General features: G+C 61.6%; 14 protein-coding genes. 7 read left to right on the top strand and 7 right to left on the bottom strand.

Features of this window, described 5'->3' with window-relative positions; all coding sequences use genetic code 11:
* Both ACXAF5_RS01115 and ACXAF5_RS01110 read right to left on the bottom strand, forming a co-directional pair.
* Positions 1–315 carry an Rdx family protein gene (locus tag ACXAF5_RS01115; protein WP_474945235.1) on the bottom strand — a complete coding sequence of 105 codons (315 nt, stop codon included), beginning with the start codon at positions 313–315 and terminating at the stop codon, positions 1–3.
* A 2-nt stretch (positions 316–317) separates the two neighbouring features.
* Positions 318–1,481, bottom strand: a complete 1,164-nt coding sequence (locus ACXAF5_RS01110) for an acyl-CoA dehydrogenase family protein (RefSeq protein ID WP_474945234.1) — start codon at positions 1,479–1,481, stop codon at positions 318–320.
* A gap of 84 nt (positions 1,482–1,565) precedes the next feature.
* On the opposite strand from ACXAF5_RS01110, the gene ACXAF5_RS01105 reads away from it, so the two are divergent.
* From ACXAF5_RS01105 to msrA, 7 genes are all read left to right on the top strand, one after another.
* Positions 1,566–2,525 carry a GlxA family transcriptional regulator gene (locus ACXAF5_RS01105; protein ID WP_474945233.1) on the top strand — a complete coding sequence of 320 codons (960 nt, stop codon included), beginning with the start codon at positions 1,566–1,568 and terminating at the stop codon, positions 2,523–2,525.
* A 142-nt stretch (positions 2,526–2,667) separates the two neighbouring features.
* Entirely contained in the window at positions 2,668–4,473 is a 1,806-nt protein-coding gene (gene ade / locus ACXAF5_RS01100; RefSeq protein ID WP_474945232.1) for an adenine deaminase, read from the top strand.
* Positions 4,466–5,932 (top strand): AMP nucleosidase, encoded by a 1,467-nt coding sequence (locus tag ACXAF5_RS01095; RefSeq protein WP_474945231.1) that lies wholly within the window; start codon positions 4,466–4,468, stop codon positions 5,930–5,932. Before ade ends, ACXAF5_RS01095 begins: the two co-directional genes overlap by 8 nt.
* 143 nt (positions 5,933–6,075) lie before the next feature.
* The gene (locus ACXAF5_RS01090) at positions 6,076–6,369 is read left to right on the top strand and encodes an HU family DNA-binding protein (RefSeq protein ID WP_005618395.1); all 294 of its coding nucleotides are present in this window, start codon (positions 6,076–6,078) and stop codon (positions 6,367–6,369) included.
* A 140-nt stretch (positions 6,370–6,509) separates the two neighbouring features.
* Entirely contained in the window at positions 6,510–7,421 is a 912-nt protein-coding gene (locus ACXAF5_RS01085; protein WP_474945230.1) for a DMT family transporter, read from the top strand.
* 146 nt (positions 7,422–7,567) lie between these two features.
* Positions 7,568–8,017, top strand: a complete 450-nt coding sequence (gene msrB, locus ACXAF5_RS01080; RefSeq protein ID WP_474945229.1) for a peptide-methionine (R)-S-oxide reductase MsrB — start codon at positions 7,568–7,570, stop codon at positions 8,015–8,017.
* Positions 8,014–8,529, top strand: a complete 516-nt coding sequence (msrA, locus tag ACXAF5_RS01075) for a peptide-methionine (S)-S-oxide reductase MsrA (protein WP_239364141.1) — start codon at positions 8,014–8,016, stop codon at positions 8,527–8,529. Before msrB ends, msrA begins: the two co-directional genes overlap by 4 nt.
* 78 nt (positions 8,530–8,607) lie before the next feature.
* On the opposite strand, the gene ACXAF5_RS01070 is transcribed toward msrA, so the two are convergent.
* The 5 genes from ACXAF5_RS01070 to gltB form a co-directional block, all read right to left on the bottom strand.
* Entirely contained in the window at positions 8,608–10,614 is a 2,007-nt protein-coding gene (locus ACXAF5_RS01070; RefSeq protein WP_474945228.1) for a hydantoinase/oxoprolinase N-terminal domain-containing protein, read from the bottom strand.
* A gap of 70 nt (positions 10,615–10,684) precedes the next feature.
* Positions 10,685–11,731, bottom strand: coding sequence for a tRNA epoxyqueuosine(34) reductase QueG (gene queG / locus ACXAF5_RS01065; protein ID WP_474945227.1), 1,047 nt, complete (start codon positions 11,729–11,731; stop codon positions 10,685–10,687).
* A 71-nt stretch (positions 11,732–11,802) separates the two neighbouring features.
* The gene (gene fzlA, locus ACXAF5_RS01060; protein WP_239322232.1) at positions 11,803–12,468 is read right to left on the bottom strand and encodes an FtsZ-binding protein FzlA; all 666 of its coding nucleotides are present in this window, start codon (positions 12,466–12,468) and stop codon (positions 11,803–11,805) included.
* 69 nt (positions 12,469–12,537) lie between these two features.
* The gene (gene mtgA, locus ACXAF5_RS01055) at positions 12,538–13,278 is read right to left on the bottom strand and encodes a monofunctional biosynthetic peptidoglycan transglycosylase (RefSeq protein ID WP_474945226.1); all 741 of its coding nucleotides are present in this window, start codon (positions 13,276–13,278) and stop codon (positions 12,538–12,540) included.
* Positions 13,279–13,442: 164 nt separating this feature from the next.
* A complete protein-coding gene (gene gltB / locus ACXAF5_RS01050; protein WP_474945225.1) occupies positions 13,443–17,975 on the bottom strand; it encodes a glutamate synthase large subunit in 4,533 nt (1,510 codons plus the stop codon).

Genomic DNA, 17,975 nt, shown 5'->3' with positions numbered 1-17,975 from the left:
TTATTCACCCGAGGTTTCGCGGTCCAGATGCCCAAGGCTCTGTTCCGGGTTGATATGATCGCGCACACGGGTCTTCAGCTCTTTCACATCCGGAAAACCGCCGTCCCGCTTGCGCTCCCAGATCACCTCTCCGTCGAGGGTGATCTCGAAGGTTCCGCCAATCTCGCCCGGCACCAGAGTCACCCCACCCAGCTGTTCCTGAAAGGTCGACAGCAGTTCCTGGCTCATCCAGGCGGCGCGCAACAGCCAGTTGCAGCCAATGCAATAGGTGATGGTCACAACGGGTTTCCGGGCGGTTTCAGCGGGATCGGACAAGGTCAGCCTCCAAGCGGTCTCAGCATCTCGCGGCTGATGATGTGCCGCTGGATTTCACTGGTGCCCTCCCAGATACGCTCCACACGCGCGTCGCGCCAGATGCGTTCGAGGGGAAGTTCGTCCATCAGCCCCATGCCGCCGTGGATCTGGATCGCTTCATCCGCAACCATGGCGAGCATCTCGGTCGCCTTCAGCTTGGCCATCGACATGTCGCTCTCGGTGACGGTGCCCTGATCAAACTTCCAGCCGGCTTCCCAGGTCAGCAGATTCGCGGCCTTCAACTCGGTGGCCATATCGGCGAGCTTGAACGAAACCCCCTGAAACTTGCCGATTTGCTGGCCGAACTGCTTGCGCTCGGCGCTGTATTCGACGGCGTGTTGCAGCGCGCGTTCGGCGCGGCCCAGACATGTTGCGGCCACCTGCAGGCGGGTCGCGCCCAGCCAAGTGTTGGCGACCTCAAACCCCTTGTCGACCTCGCCCAGAACCGCCGAAGACGGCAGGCGGCAATCGTCGAATTCCAGCACCGCGTTGGTGTAGCCCCGGTGCGAGACATTGCGATAGCCGTCACGGACCGAGAATCCGGGCGTGCCCTTATCGACAAAGAAGGCGGTGATCTTTTTCTTCTTGCCGCGCGGCGTGTCCTCCTCACCCGTGGCCATAAAGACGATGGCAAAATCCGCCACATCCGCGTGGGAGATGAAATGCTTGGTGCCGTTCAGGATCCAGTCGTCGCCATCCTTGCGGGCCGAAGCGGCCATGCCGCGCAGGTCGGACCCCGCGCCCGGCTCCGTCATCGCCAGGCAGTCCCATTTCTCACCGCGGATACAGGGAAAGAGATATTTCTCCTTCTGCTCCTCCGTGCCCGCCAAGAGGATGTTGGAGGGGCGCGCGACGCTGGTCCAATGCAGCGCGTAATTGGCGCGACCGAGCTCCTTTTCATAGAGCAGCCAGGACAGCGTATCGAGACCTGCACCGCCCACCTCTTCGGGCATATTGGCGGCATAAAGCCCGGCTTCCATCGCCTTCTTCTGGATTTCCCTTACCAGATCCATGTCGAGATGACCGTTGCGCTCGATCTCCAGCTCATGCGGATAGAGCTCTTTTTCCACAAAGGCGCGCGTGGTTTCGACGATCATCGCCTGTTCTTCTGTCATGCCGAATTGCACCGGGCGTCTCCTTGTTGATGTGGTTGCTTGCACGGGATGTTAGTGGTCGCCTAGCGTGTGTATCGTGCAAGGAAGGCCGAAATCATGCAGAAATGGACAAATGAATTCGCGGCACCGCAGCAAGTGGATGTCCTCTTGTTCGACGATTTCTCTGCCCATTGCCTTGCCAACACGGTGGAACCGATGCGTGCGGCCAACACGCTCGCGCGGAGGGAGCTCTATCGCTGGCGGTTCCTGTCGCTGACGGGCGCGCAGGTGGTGTCCTCTTCCGGTATGCAAGTCACCGCGCACGGGCGGCTTGCGGATTTTTCCGGCGATATGCTCGCCGTGATGCCGAGCTATAATTTCCTGCGCCAGGACGGGACCGCGACCCGGCGCGGGCTGCGCGCCGCCGCCGGACGCTATCGCGAGATTGCCGGGTTTGATACCGGACCGTGGCTGATGGCCGCTGCGGGGTTGCTGGACGGGCGTGTCGCGACCATCCACTGGGACGAGCTGGACCGGCTGGGAGAGTCATTCCCTGAGGTTGAAGTGCAGCGCAGGCGGTATGTACAGGATGGCAACAGGACCACCTGCACCGGGGCGCTGGCCGCCTTTGACCTGATGCTGGAACGGATCGGAGCGCGCCACGGACAAGCCCTGCGCCTGGAGGTCGCGGCCTTGTTCATGAGCACCGAAGGTGGCGGTGCGACATCGGACATCACGCTCTCCCGCACACGCGTCGTGGCGCGCGCCGTGGCCCTCATGCAGAGCCACCTGGAAACTCCGCTAGCGATCCCGGAAATTGCCCGCCGCATCGGTCGCCCGCGCAAGGATCTGGAAGCGCGCATGAAGGCGGATCTGGGTGCGACACCCGCGGCCGTGTATCGGCGGTTGCGGTTGATTCAGGCCAGAAAGCTATTGTTAGAGACTGATATGAGCGTCTCCGAAGTGGCGGCCCGTTGTGGGTATGACAACCCAAGCGCGCTCACCAGAGCGTTCAGATCGGAATTCGCCACAACACCCAGAGCGTTGCGACAAGCACCTAGCCCAGTGCGGGGATGAGTGCGAACCCGCCGTAACGGGAGGCCGCATCAGGGATCTCTGTTCCGGTGCCAGCGGGACGCAGGTTGGTCTGGTTCATGACAGTGTTATGATCGCCCAATAGGGGTCTTGCACGCCGGAACGCAATCATCAAGACTAGGCCATGACAAACAAGACCTTCCCAAGCTGGCCCGACGTCGCCCCCCAATTGATCGAAACCGCTGCTGGACGCAGCCCTGCCGATACCGTGATCCGGAAAGGCAAATGGGTAAATGTGCACACGCGCGAGATCCTCGACGGGCATGACATCGCAATCACGGCCGGTCGCATCGCTTATGTTGGTCCGGATGCGTCCTATTGTATGGGTCCGGACACGCAGGTGATCGAGGCCGAGGGCCGCTACATGGTGCCGGGCCTCTGTGACGGGCACATGCATATTGAATCGGGTATGCTGACACCTGCGGAATTTGCCCGCGCGGTGATCCCCCATGGCACCACCACCATGTTCACCGACCCGCATGAGATCGCCAATGTTCTGGGCCTTGAAGGCGTGCGTCTGATGCATGACGAGGCGCTTTTACAGCCCGTCAATATCTATACCCAGATGCCCTCCTGCGCGCCATCTGCACCGGGGTTGGAAACCACGGGGTATGAAATCTCTGCCGAAGACGTCGCAGAGGCAATGACTTGGCCCGGTATCATCGGCCTGGGCGAGATGATGAACTTTCCCGGCGTGGCCAATGGCGACGCCAAGATGCTGGCGGAGATCGCCGCCACCCAACGCGCGGGCAAAACCGTGGGTGGGCATTATGCGTCGCCCGACCTTGGCCTCGATTTTGCGGCCTATGTGGCCGGCGGCCCGGCGGATGACCACGAGGGCACCTGCGAGGCGGATGCCATCGCGCGGATGCGACAGGGGATGCGGGCCATGGTGCGTCTGGGGTCCGCCTGGTACGACGTCGAAGCGCAGATCACCGCGATCACGGAAAAGGGTCTCGACCCGCGCAACTTCATTCTGTGTACCGATGACTGCCATTCCGGTACGCTGGTCAATGATGGCCATATGAACCGGGTGGTGCGTCACGCAATAGACTGCGGCTGTGATCCGGTGGTGGCGATCCAGATGGCGACCATCAACACTGCCACGCATTTTGGGCTGGAGCGCGAGATCGGCTCCATCACTCCGGGTCGCCGGGCGGATGTGATCATGACCTCTGATCTGAAGACCCTGCCCATCGAGGTGGTGATCGCACGCGGTCAGATTGTTGCGGAATCAGGCTCTATCAAGGTCGAATGCCCACATCTGGACTGGCCCGACACCGCGCGCGGCACCGTGCATCTGGGGCATGAATTGACGGCAAAGGACTTTGAACTCGCCGCGCCCGAAGGCGCAAATGCCGTCACCGCCAATATCATCGGTGTGGTGGAAAACCAGGCCCCGACCAAGGCGTTGAAAGCCGAACTGCCGGTCGAGAACGGTCTCGTCGAAGGCAAGGGCGACATCTGCCAGATTGCCCTCGTCGAACGTCACAACGCAACCGGCGGCGTCACCAATGCCTTTGTCTCGGGTTTTGGCTACGAAGGCCGCATGGCGATGGCCTCGACCGTGGCGCATGACAGTCACCACATGATCGTCGTCGGCACCGACCGCGCGCAGATGGCCATGGCGGCGAACCGTCTGGCCGAGGTCGGCGGCGGCATCACGATCTATCGCGACGATGAGGAACTGGCGCTGGTGGAACTGCCGATTGCCGGGTTGATGTCCGACAGCCCAGCGTCCACGGTGGCCGCCAATGCGCAGAAACTGGTCGAGGCCATGGAGGCCTGCGGCTGCAAACTGAACAACGCCTATATGCAGCACTCGCTTCTGGCGCTGGTTGTGATCCCGGAACTGAGGATCAGCGACCTCGGCCTTGTCGATGTGCGCACATTCAAGAAAATTCCAGTGATCGAGCCGTTTAATGAATGATGTAAAAACACCCGCCCTCCCCGAAGCAGAGAGCTTCACCGATGCCAAGGCTGCGGTTGCGCGCCTGATCGCGCTTTATGACAGCGCGACCAATTTCCTGTGTGATGAGTTCATCGCCGCGATGAGCGCCGGCGCCGCGCCCGGCAGCCGTATGCGGGCCTTCTACCCGGAGGTGCGCTTTACCACCACCACCTATGCGCAGGTGGACAGCCGCCTCAGCTTTGGCCATGTGGCCGATCCGGGCACCTATGCCACCACGGTGACACGCCCGGATCTGTTCGAACACTATCTGGAGCAGCAGATCGGGCTTCTGATCAAGAACCATAGCCAGCCGGTGATTGTCGGCGTGTCCGATACCCCGATGCCGGTGCATTTTGCCGTTGCGTCCCGTCCCGGACTGACCGTGCCGCAGGAAGGCGCGGCACGCTTCACCCTGCGCGATGTGTTTGATGTCCCGGATCTGGCGACCACCAACGATGACATCGTCAATGGCACCTATGTGCCGGAGAATGGCGTGGGGCCGCTGTCGCTGTTTACCGCCCAGCGGGTGGATTATTCCCTGGCGCGTCTGGCGCATTACACGGCGACGGACCCGGATCATTTCCAGAACCACGTCCTGTTTACGAACTACCAGTTCTACGTCACTGAATTCGAAGCCTACGCCCGCGCGCAATTGGCCGATCCCGCCAGCGGCTACACCAGTTTCGTATCAACCGGCAACGCCGAGATCACCGAGGCCGACGGCGAGTTGCCCATCTCTCCCAAGATGCCGCAAATGCCGACCTACCACCTCAAGCGGCCGGACGGGAACGGCATCACGCTGGTCAATATCGGTGTGGGTCCGTCGAATGCCAAAACCGCCACCGACCACATTGCCGTTCTGCGTCCGCATGCGTGGCTGATGGTCGGCCATTGCGCCGGGCTTAGAAACTCTCAGGCGCTTGGCGATTTTGTCCTGGCCCACGCCTACCTGCGCGAGGATCACGTGCTGGATGATGACCTGCCGGTCTGGGTGCCGATCCCGGCGCTGGCGGAAATTCAGGTGGCGCTGGAGGAGGCGGTGGCCCAGGAAACCGGACTTGAAGGGTACGACCTCAAGCGGATCATGCGCACCGGCACCGTTGCCAGCCACGACAACCGCAACTGGGAGCTGCGGGATCAGTCCGGCCCGGTGCAACGCCTGAGCCAATCCCGTGCCATCGCGCTGGATATGGAGAGCGCCACCATCGCCGCAAACGGCTACCGCTTTCGGGTGCCCTACGGCACGCTTCTGTGTATCTCCGACAAGCCCCTGCACGGTGAATTGAAGCTGCCCGGCATGGCCTCGGACTTCTATCGCACGCAGGTTTCACGGCACCTTCTGATCGGCATCAAGGCGATGGAACGGCTCAGAACCATGCCGCTGGAACGCCTGCACAGCCGGAAACTGCGCTCCTTTGACGAAACGGCCTTCCTGTAATGGCGAAAATATGCTGTTTTCCACGGAAATTTGCTTGTTTGGCGCTTGATCTTGCACGCTACGCGTTGTGTTGTCCCACAACATAACGCTAATGTTACGCGATGAGGCCCCAACACGTCGGGCAGTTTCAAGGAGAGCTAAGAATGTCCAAACCGATGACCAAAACTCAGCTTGTGGCAGCACTGGCTGAGGAAATGGACAGCGACAAGAAAACCGCTGGTGCCGCTCTGGATGCCGTTTGCAACCTGATCACCCGCGAAGTGTCCGGCGGCGGTGCCGTGACCCTGCCGGGTGTTGGCAAGATCTACTGCCGTGAGCGTCCCGAGCGCGAAGTGCGCAACCCCGCCACCGGCGAGAAGTTCATGAAAGAAGCAGACAAGGTCGTGAAAATGACCATCGCCAAAGCGCTGAAAGACAGCGTCAACGGCGACGCCTGATAGACCTTTGGTCCGGCGACGGCTTCGGGGCTGCCCTATCGGGCGGCCCATTTTTTTGATTGTACCAATTCCTCCACTCTCCCTATTCAGCCCGGTGATTACTGGGTAGCGTGCCGCCAACGACCAGGAGGGACTGACGGATGGATCTGCGTGCACTTGCCATGGGGCTCGCCTTTGCCCTGATGTGGTCCTCGGCCTTTACCTCGGCCCGGATCATTGTGGCGGACGCCTCACCGCTGTTCTCTCTGGCGCTGCGGTTTTTGATCTCCGGCCTGATCGGCGTCATGATCGCGCGTGCCATGGGGCAGACCTGGCGGCTGACGCCGGGCCAGTGGAAGGCCACGATCCTGTTCGGGATCTGCCAGAATGCGCTCTACCTCGGCCTGAACTTTGTCGCGATGCAATGGATTGAGGCGTCCCTGGCGGCGATCATTGCCTCCACCATGCCGCTCTTGGTGGCGCTGGCGTCCCTGGCGTTCTTTCGCGAACCCATCCGCCCGCTTGGCCTGCTGGGGCTGGTTGCGGGGATTGCCGGCGTGGCGCTGATCATGGGCACCCGGATCGGGGCTGGTGTCGATTTGCTCGGCCTTGCCCTCTGCGGGATTGGAGTTCTGGCGCTGACCACCGCCACACTCGCGCTGCGGGGCGCGACATCCGGCGGCAATTTCATGATGGTAGTGGGATTGCAGATGCTGGTGGGCGCTGCAGCGCTTTTCCCGGCGGCCTTTGCGTTTGAAACCATCCGCGTCGAGCCCAGCTGGCCGCTGGCGATCGCCTTCGCCTATACCACCTTTGTGCCGGGGCTGGCGGCGACCCTGATCTGGGTGATGCTCCTGAACCGGATCGGAGCCGTGCGCGCGGCCACCTTCCACTTTCTCAACCCGGTGTTTGGTGTTGCGGTCGCCAGCTTCCTACTGGGAGAGCGGCTCGGCCCGCTCGATATCCTGGGCGTCGGTGTGGTGACACTGGGCATCCTCGCGGTTCAACTCGCCCGCCACCCCGGACCGCCAAAGCAGCCGCTGCCCACATCGCTGCATCCGCAAGCGGATTGACACGGGTCCACCGCAGGGTGCCCACACACGAACAATCACGTTTACGCATGATGCGCCGGTTACAGGCCAGGGCACTTGCGCTTCAGGCATTGAAAGCGCAGTGTCGAACCCCACTTAATGCCGCATCAGATCAGGTGGGAGGCCCCATGACCAAATATTTCAAGAACCCTGATGTCATCGCCGCGCTGTCCGAAGAAGAATTCTACGTGACCCAGAATTCCGGCACCGAACGTCCCGGCACGGGAAAGCTGCTTTCGAACAAGGAGCCAGGTATCTATGTGGACATCGTGTCCGGAGAGCCGCTGTTTGCCTCTTCCGACAAATACGAATCCGGGTGCGGCTGGCCAAGTTTCACCAAACCGATCGAACCCGCACATGTGCAGGAACTCGAAGACCGCACCCTTAGCATGATCCGCACCGAGGTGCGCTCCACCCATGGTGACAGCCATCTCGGCCACGTCTTCCCCGACGGCCCCGCAGATCGCGGTGGCCTGCGCTACTGCATCAACTCGGCGTCGCTACGCTTTATCCATCTCGACGATATGGAGGCGGAGGGCTATGGCGCCTACATCAATCAAGTGGAGGACCACCGATGAGCAAGACCGAACGCGCCGTTCTCGCAGGCGGCTGCTTCTGGGGCATGCAAGAGCTGATCCGTCACCGCAAAGGTGTCCTCAGCACCCGCGTCGGCTACACGGGCGGCGATGTGCCGAATGCAACGTATCAGAATCACGGCACCCACGCCGAAGGCATCGAGATCACCTTTGACCCCGAACAGACCTCTTACCGCGAGATGCTGGAGTTCTTCTTCCAGATCCACGACCCCACAACGACCAACCGTCAGGGCAATGACATCGGCATGAGCTACCGCTCTGCGATCTACTATGTGGATGCCCGCCAGAAACAGATCGCCGAGGACACCATCGCCGATGTTGAGGCCTCTGGCATCTGGCCCGGCAAGGTCGTGACCGAAGTGGAACCTGTCGGCGATTTCTGGGAGGCGGAGCCGGAGCATCAGGATTATCTCCAGCGGCTGCCAAATGGCTATACCTGCCACTTCCCACGCCCCGATTGGGTGCTGCCAAAGCGCGATCAAGCTGCTGAATAACCTGTGTTAGAGCCTGAGTATGGCTCAGATCATCAAGATGCAGGCCGCTTCCGGACGGGAGCGGCCTGTATCATGTAATCAGCCGTGTGCCACCCGTGGCCGACCGCTGGCCTCGACGGTGAGAGTGGCCTCGACAAAGACCTGCTGCGCCTCGACCTCGGCCATGCGGAGATCGCGGGTGACATGCACGTGAATATCGCCAGCGCCCGCATCCTCGGCCGCTGCCACAGCTTCGGCACGCAAGACGCTTTCTAACATGTCCAGCGCCTCGGCACGGGCTGTGAAATCCTTTGGTCCGTCGGAAAGATGCACGCGAAACCTGCCTTCGGAGGGGGCGGTGACGGTACCGGAACGGCGCTGAATGATCCGCCCCACCACGGCGCCGATCGCATTGGCGACCCCGGCGTGTTCCGGCAGGATCATATTGCACCTCAGACGTTTTCCGACCGCGGGATAGTAGCTAGGTGCCGAAGCCCCCAAACCGATCACATCCACATTCACACGTGCGTCGATCGCCAACAAACTGCTATGTGCCGTCAGGCCCCGTTGCAGCAGCACGTGCCGTGCAAGATCTTCCGCAGGTCCCCCAAAAGTAGCCTGCTCCTCGGAGAAAACAGACTCTAACAAGGTCAAAGCCGTTTGCTCGGTCAATTGATCCACGATCATTTGAGCCAGCGCTTTGGCATTTTTTGCCACCGCATCCCCGCTGCCAACACGACGCCTGGCAAAGACGGTAAGCGCCTTGTCTGCGGCGTCTCGATCCCATGCGGCCACACGGCCCAGGACGTGACTGGCATCCGACGGCGTGATCCCTGCAACCTGCACCAGGCCGCGATCCACCAGACGGCTAAGTGCGCCCTGCTCCATACGCGTGCGCAGAACGTCGCCCAGTGGCAGAACCGCGGTACCGATCCGGGCCAGCAGCGCCGCCTCCCGTTCCGACAGGCCCACCGCCGCCTGCCCGATCACACCACGCACAAAACGGCCGTCATACTCCCCAACAACCGGGGCGTTGAGTTGCGCATCCAACGCCGCATGCACAACCTCGGAGGCTTCGGTCGCGATCAGGGACACCGGCAACACCCGCCGCGGCCCAAGCGTGATCCCACCGCGCAGGCCATCGCCATTCAGGTGAACTTGACTGTCTCCCCCCAGGCCCGTGGTGCGCATGGCCACAGCCTCCACCATGGTCCGGAAGCCGCCAACCTGTGCACCATCCGGGTCGATCTTCGGCAAGCCTCGCTCGATCAAGGCGACGTCTGTGGTGGTTCCACCGATATCACTGACCAAGGCATGCTCTGCCCCGGTCATCCATCGCGCCCCCACGATCGAGGCCGCCGGCCCGCTCAGGATTGTCTCGATCGGGCGCGCACGTGCCTGTTCCGCCGACATCAACGCCCCATCGCCCCGAACCACCATCATCGGCGCCTCAATACCAAGCGTCACAAGCGTTTCTGCCGCCCGGTTGATCAACCGGTCGATCATGCCGATCAGACGCGCATTCAGAACAGCCGTCAGCGCGCGTTTGGGTCCATTGAGCTTGGCCGAAAGCTGGTGAGAGCAGGTGACCGGAACGTCGGTGCGCTCCTGGATGATCCGCGCAACCTCCAGCTCATGCGCGGGATTGCGCGTGGCAAAAACCCCGGCAACAGCAAACCCGCTGACCCCGGCTGATTCAGTCTCTAAAAAGGCGATGAGCGCATCTTTATCCAACGGCGCGGCTTCTGAGCCGGCATGGGTATGCCCCCCGGCCAGGATCAGGGCCGGATCCCCTTTCAGTGCATCCCGCAGCCCGTGACGCTCCAGATCCTGCGCGCTGAACCCGATATAGATGAGCGCCACACGACCACCCTGCCCCTCGACCAGCGCATTGGTCGCAAGTGTCGTTGACAGCGCCGCCATCGAGATTTCGGCAGGTTTCACGCCGGTGTGTTCCAGCACGGCCCGCACCGCGCCGCCAACCCCGATCGCCAGATCCTGCCGTGTGGTCAGCGACTTGGCCGAGGCGATCACCTCGCTCTCGTCACGGATCAGCACCGCGTCGGTATATGTTCCCCCGGTATCGACCCCAAGCAGAAGCGCCATCTTATCCTCGCATTTCACTCACGCATGCTCGGGTGTAACGGCTGGCTGCGTCACGTCCACTCTGTTTGCGTCATTTTGACAACCGCGCCACAGCCCAGCGCGCCGCCTCCGCAACCGTTGGATCAGGATCATCGCACAGCTGCGCGGCATAGGGGCGCAACTTTGCCTCACCGGAATTTCCGATCGCATAGACCACATTGCGCACAAAGCGATCCCGGCCAATCCGCTTGATCGGAGAGCCCGAAAACCGTTCGCGAAACGCCGCATCATCCAGTTGCGACAGTTCCGCAAGCGGCGGCGCAACCGTGCCTTCACGCGCGGCATAGCGCATGTCCGAGGCCGCAACCGCAAATTTGTTCCATGGGCAGGCCGCAAGACAATCATCACAGCCGTAGATCCGATTGCCGAGCTTTGCGCGCAACTCTTCCTCAATGGGCCCCTTGTGCTCGATCGTGAGGTAGGAAATGCACCGCCGTGCGTCCAGTTGATAGGGCGCAGGAAAGGCATCCGTGGGACACGCCGTCAAACAGGCGCGACAGGACCCGCAATGATCTGGCTCTACCGGATCTACCGGCAGATCCAATGTGGTGAAAATAGAGCCTAAAAAGGCCCAATTGCCCCAATCCCGACTCACCAAATTGGTGTGCTTGCCCTGCCAGCCAAGCCCCGCCGCCTGCCCCAGTGCTTTCTCTGGCACAGGCGCGGTGTCGACAAAGACCTTCACCTCAGCCTCATCACCCGCCTCGGCGATCAACCAGCGCGCCAGCCGCTTCAACCGCTTCTTGACCAGGTCATGATAATCCTTGCCGCGCGCATAAACCGATATCGCCGCACGATCCGGCAGTCCCACCACCGACATCGGGTTTTCCTCGGGCGTGTAGCTTTCTGCCAGCATGATGACCGAACGTGCCTCCGGCCAAAGCGCCGCCGGGTTTTCGCGCCAGTTCACTCGCTCCGCCATCCACGCCATCTGGCCGTGATACCCGGCGTCCAGAAATGCACGCAGTCGTTCGGGCACTTCGGGTACATCCCACGGGCGGCAGATGCGCGTGGAGACAAATCCCTCCGCCCGGGCCTGCGCGATCAGACGCGCCTTGATATCCCCTGCCGCTTTCATCTTCTCAGAAGTATCCTCGGGGGTGAACGGGCCGCAAGGCCCGGAGGGGGCAGACAGCCCCCTGCACCATCTCAGAAATCAAGATCCGCGTAATGCGACGGAGGACGAAACCCCGGAACCTGATCCGCCAGAATTGACCGGAAGGCAGGGCGGGATTTGATCTTGGCGTACCAGTCCTTCACCACCGCCGAGCGGTTCCAGTCCACATCAGAGATATAATCGAGCGACGACAGATGTGCGGCGGCCGCAAAATCGGCAAGCGTCATGTTGTCTCCGGCCAGCCAGCGGCGATGGTCCAGCAACCACGACAGGTAATCGATGTGATACTTGATCGCTTTGGCACCGGATTTGACATTGCTGCTGTCCGGATAGCCTTCGCCGGTCATCTTCTTGTTCACCCGTTCATAAAGAAGCTTCGACGTGACCTCATGATGGAACTTGTCGTCAAACCAGCTCACCAGCCGGCGCACTTCCAGACGTTCGGCCGGTTTCTTTGGCATCAGGCTGGGGTCGGGGCGGGTTTCCTCGATATATTCGCAGATGGCGGCACTCTCGGCCATCAGCATGCCATCCAGACGCAGGACCGGCACCTTGGCCGCCGGGTTGCGGCGCAGGAAGTCGGCGTCCTGTTCCCAGTAGCGCTCCTCGACAAGCTCCACCTCGATCTTCTTTTCCGCCAGGGACAGGCGCACCTTGCGGCAGAAGGGGGACAGGGGGACATGATAGAGACGAGCCATGGGCGTCCTGAGCTCTCCGGTTGTTAAGGGATCTTGTTTCTCCAGCAATGCCTTGCCAGAACGGAAACTTCAATGCTCGAAACAGGCAGCACGGCCATCGCGCTCGATCGTGGCAGCGCCATCCACGATCTGACGCGCCCGTTTGCGCATGAAATTGCCGGGATCGGCGGCAGAACGCTCTTTTGGATTTGGCAGCAGGGCTGCAATCAATGCCGCCTGCTGCGGGCTGAGTTGATCAGGACCGGTACCGAAATAGTGCCGTGCCGCAGCCTCCGCGCCAAAGATCCCCTCGCCCATCTCGGCCACGTTCAGGTAGACCTCGACGATGCGTTGCTTGCTCCAGGTGGCCTCGACCACCGGAGTCATAAAGGTCTCAAGCGCTTTTCTGACCCAACTGCGCCCCTGCCACAGGAAGACGTTCTTCACCACCTGCTGGGTAATGGTGGACGCGCCGCGCTTGCCACCGGATTCCAGCGCATCGCGGATTGCCGTGACATCGAACCCCCAATGTTCGCAAAACCGCGCATCCTCTGCCGCAACCACGGATCGCGCCAGCACGGGGGCCATCTGTTCTAAGGGCACCCATTCGCGATCCACATCGCCAAGCCGGCGTTTCTCGGCCCAGATCGTATGGGTGATCGGAGGGTTCACCACCGAATACAAAAGGATCAGCGCAAGAACAAACGCAAGGCTGCCCAACAGCCCCCGCAAGATCCAGCGCCGTACCCGCGCCACCACGGCCCGGAGACCAAGCCGCGCGGATTTGGAGGTGGATTTTTTTGTTTTTGTCTTACGCGCTGCTTTTGCCATGGCCTCTCTATAGGACAGAGCATCCAAACACTCCAACAGGGAAAATCGCCCCGCCGGCATCTGCCCGCGCAGGCGCGCGGCGCAAAAAAGGACCCCGCAGGCCGAAACACTGCGGGGTTCAGTTTCAGGAATAAGAGGGTCTCTTATTCTCGGGGATTATTCGATCACTCTGCCGGGATTGCCGATGCTTCCGTCGCGATGGGATGCGCCAGCTTGTCCAGCATCTCCTTCGGGCAAACCTGAAGGAAATGCCCCTTCTCGCTCTCCCAATGTTGCAGGATCTCTGCTGCCTTGCGGCTTCCGGTTTCGGCAACGTGGCGTTCGATCAGGCCTTTCAGTTCCGCTTCCCAATGGTCCACAGTCACCGGACAGGTCACCAGGCTTTCCATGTTCATGAGCGTCTCAGCGGACTGATCCGGGTCATAGAGATAGGCCATGCCGCCCGTCATCCCAGCGCCGAAGTTCGCGCCGATGCTGCCAAGGATCACGGCCACACCGCCGGTCATGTATTCGCAACCGTTGGTGCCACAGCCCTCGATCACCACCTTGGCGCCCGAGTTCCGCACCGCGAACCGTTCGCCCGCACGACCGGCCGCAAAGAGATAACCATCGGTGGCACCATAAAGAACGGTATTGCCCACAATGGTGTTCTCTGCCGCATTGAGCGGCGAGGCCATCGGCGGGCGCACGACGATCGTGCCACCCGACAGACCTTTGCCGACATAGTCGTTTGCGTCGCCGGAGACTTCGAGCTTCAGACCGGGGGCCGCGAAGGCGCCCAAGGACTGACCGGCAGAGCCTTGCAGCTTCACCGTCAGGTGATCGGGTTGCAGGGTGTTGCGCATGCCGAAGTTCTGCACGATATGGCTGGAGGTACGCGTGCCCACGGTGCGATGCGTGTTCTGCACCGCATAAGAGAGCTGCATCTTCTCGCCATCCTTGAGGAACCGCGCGGCATCGCGCACGATTTCCGAATCGAGCGTGTCCGGCACCGCATTGCGGTCCTTGTCGCGGTTGTAGACGATGCTGGCAGAGCCATCGACTGTGATCAGCAGCGGGTTCAGGTCGAGGTCATCAAGGTGGGCGGAGCCACGCGACACCTGCGCCAGCAGATCCGCACGGCCGATCACCTCATCGAGGCTCCGTGCCCCGATGGAAGCCAGAATCTCGCGGACTTCCTGTGCGTAGAAGGTGATGAGGTTCACTACCTTGTCGGCATTGCCGGTGAATTTGCCACGCAGGGCCTCATCCTGAGTACACACACCGACGGGGCAGGTGTTCGACTGACACTGACGCACCATGATGCAGCCCATCGCGATCAGCGCGGCGGTGCCGATGCCGTATTCCTCGGCCCCCATCATCGCGGCCATGACGATGTCACGCCCGGTGCGCAGACCGCCATCGGTGCGCAGAGTCACACGGCCGCGCAGGTTGTTCATCGCCAGCACCTGATGCGCCTCGGTGAGGCCCATCTCCCACGGCAGACCGCAGTACTTGATCGAGGTCGCAGGCGAGGCCCCGGTACCGCCGTTGTGGCCCGAGATCAGGATGATGTCGGCCTTGGCCTTGGCCACGCCGGCAGCAATGGTGCCAACACCGGAGGAGGCCACCAGCTTCACCGTTACCTTGCAGCGCGGGTTGATCTGCTTGAGGTCATAGATCAGCTGCGCCAGATCCTCGATCGAGTAGATGTCGTGGTGCGGCGGCGGCGAAATCAGGGTCACCCCCTTGGTGGAATGACGCAGGCGCGCAATCAGGTCGGTGACCTTCATGCCGGGCAGCTGGCCACCCTCGCCGGGCTTGGCACCCTGCGCGACCTTGATTTCCAGCTCTTCGCATTGGTTCAGATACTCGGCGGTCACACCAAAGCGGCCCGAGGCGACCTGTTTGATCTTTGCCGACGGGTTGTCGCCGTTGGCTTCGGGCACGAAATGCGCCGGATCTTCGCCGCCCTCACCGGAGTCGGACTTGGCTCCGATCCGGTTCATCGCCACATTCAGCGTCTTGTGCGCCTCGGGCGACAGCGCACCAAGCGACATGCCCGGGGTCACGAAACGCTTGCGGATCGAGGTGATCGATTCCACTTCCTCGATCGGGATCGCCTTGCCCAGCGGTTTGATGTCCAGCAGATCCCGCAGATGGATCGGCGGGTTCGCCTGCATCTTGGCCGAATACTGTTTCCACAGCTCATAGGACGAACGGTTGCAGGCCATCTGCATCATATGCATCGAGGTGGCTTCCCAAGCGTGGGTCTCTCCCGATTTGCGGGCCTTGTAAAATCCGCCGATCGGCATGATGCCCTCGGGCGCATTCCAGCCTTTGGCGTGGATTTCCTCGGCTTTCACCTGAATACCAGAGACACCGATGCCGGAAATCCGCGAGGTCATGCCGGGGAAATACTCCGCCACCATGGCGCGGGACAGGCCCACAGCCTCAAAGTTCAGACCACCCCGGTAGGAAGACACCACGGAGATGCCCATCTTAGCCATGATCTTCAGCAGGCCCTGGTCGATCGCTTCGCGGTAGCGGGCGACGTTTTCCGTCAGCGTGCCGTCGAGAAGACCGCGTTCAATGCGGTCGGCGAGGGAATCTTCGGCCAGATATGCGTTCACGACGGTTGCGCCGCAGCCAATCAGCACCGCGAAGTAATGCGGGTCGATACATTCCGCCGAACGCACGTTGAGCGAACAGAAGGTGCGCAGACCCTGGCGGATCAGATGCGAGTGTACCGCCGAGGTGGCCAGGATCATCGGCATCGCCACCTTGCCATCGCCGGAATACTGATCCGTCAGCACGATGTGCCCCGCACCGGAGCGCACGGCCTCTTCGGCCTCGGCCCGAATCCGCGCCAGCGCAGCGTGCAGCGATCCTTTGCCGGGGGCAAATGTACAGTCGATCTCGGCCAGTTTGGACCCGAGGTTGTCGACCAGCTTGTCCCACTGCGCATTGCCGACAAAGGGGCTTTCCAGCACCACGATCTCGGTTTGCGAGCTGTCCTCGTCCAGCACGTTCTTGAGGTTGCCGAACCGGGTCTTGAGGCTCATCACCCGGAATTCGCGCAAAGAGTCGATCGGCGGGTTGGTCACCTGGGAGAAGTTCTGGCGGAAGAAATGGCTGAGCGGGCGGTATTGCTTGGACAGAACCGCAGAGGGCGTGTCATCGCCCATGGAGGCCAGGCTTTCCTTGCCGTCTTCGGCCATCGGCGCCAGGATCTGCTCCAGCTCCTCGATCGTGTAGCCGGCGGCAATCTGGCGGCGGCGCAGTTCCTCGCCCGAGAACAGGGGTGTTTCCGTCACCCCGCCGAGCACGGCATCCAGATCATTGACCTTTGCAACCCAGTCGCCAAACGGCAGAGCGCGGGCAAGTTTATCCTTGATTTCAACGTCGTGGTAGAGTTCGCCCTTTTTCATGTCGACGGCCAGCATCTGGCCGGGACCAAGCGCGCCTTTCTCAACGACAGACGCCTCGTCGATCGGCACCATGCCCGCCTCGGAGCCCGCAATGACCAGACCATCACCGGTGACCACATAGCGCATCGGGCGCAGACCGTTGCGGTCGAGACCGGCACAGACCCAGCGGCCATCGGTCATTGCCAGCGCGGCGGGACCGTCCCAGGGCTCCATCACGGCGTTGCAGTAGGAATACATGTCGCGCCAGGCCTGCGGCAGTTCCTCGGCCTGTTTGGACCAGCTTTCCGGCACCAGCATGGTTTTTGCCATCGGCGCGGACCGACCGGCACGCACCAGAACCTCGAACACCGAATCCAGAGCCGCAGAGTCGGAGGACCCCGACGCCACGATCGGTTTGATGTCCTCGGCGTGGTCGCCAAAGGTCGAGGAGGCCATGCGGATCTCGTGGCTCTTCATCCAGTTGACGTTGCCCTTGAGCGTGTTGATCTCGCCGTTGTGGGCCAGCATGCGGAACGGCTGCGCCAGCCACCACTGCGGGAAGGTGTTGGTGGAGTAGCGCTGGTGATAGATCGCGAATGCGCTCTCGAACCGCTCATCCATCAGGTCGGGGTAGAAAACCGCAACCTGCTCGGCCAGCATCATGCCCTTGTAGATGATCGACCGGCAGGACAACGACGCAATATAGAGCCCGCCAACCTGCGCGGCAGCGGCGGCCTTCTCGATGCGGCGACGGATCACATAGAGTTCGCGCTCAAAGGTCTCCTCGTCCACGCCCTTGGAGTTGGAGATCAGGATCTGCTCAATCTCCGGACGGGTCGCGTTCGCCTTGTCACCGAGGCATGTCACATCCACTGGCACGTGGCGCCAGCCGTAGATGTAGTAGCCCATGCGCAGGACTTCGGTTTCCACGATGGTCCGGCAGGTTTCCTGCGCGCCGAAATCCGTGCGGGGCAGGAACACCTGTCCAACAGCGAGCAACTCATCGACCCGCGGCTCGTGGCCTGTGCGTTTCACCTGATCCCAGAAAAACGGCACCGGGATCTGCACGTGGATGCCGGCGCCATCGCCGGTCTTGCCATCGGCGTCCACAGCGCCACGGTGCCAGATCGCCTTGAGAGCGTCGATGCCGGCCTCGACCACCTTGCGGCTCTTGGAGCCGTCGACGGAGACCACGAGGCCCACACCACAGGAGGAATGCTCTTCTTCCTCGGAATAGAGACCGTTTTCAGCCATCCACTGGCGCTTTGCTTCCTCGGCACGCACCCAGTTTTCATCGTATTTCGTCAT

The organism is Epibacterium sp. ABV4_022, from assembly GCF_056159345.1.
This window is presented reverse-complemented; position numbering and strand designations above follow the sequence as displayed.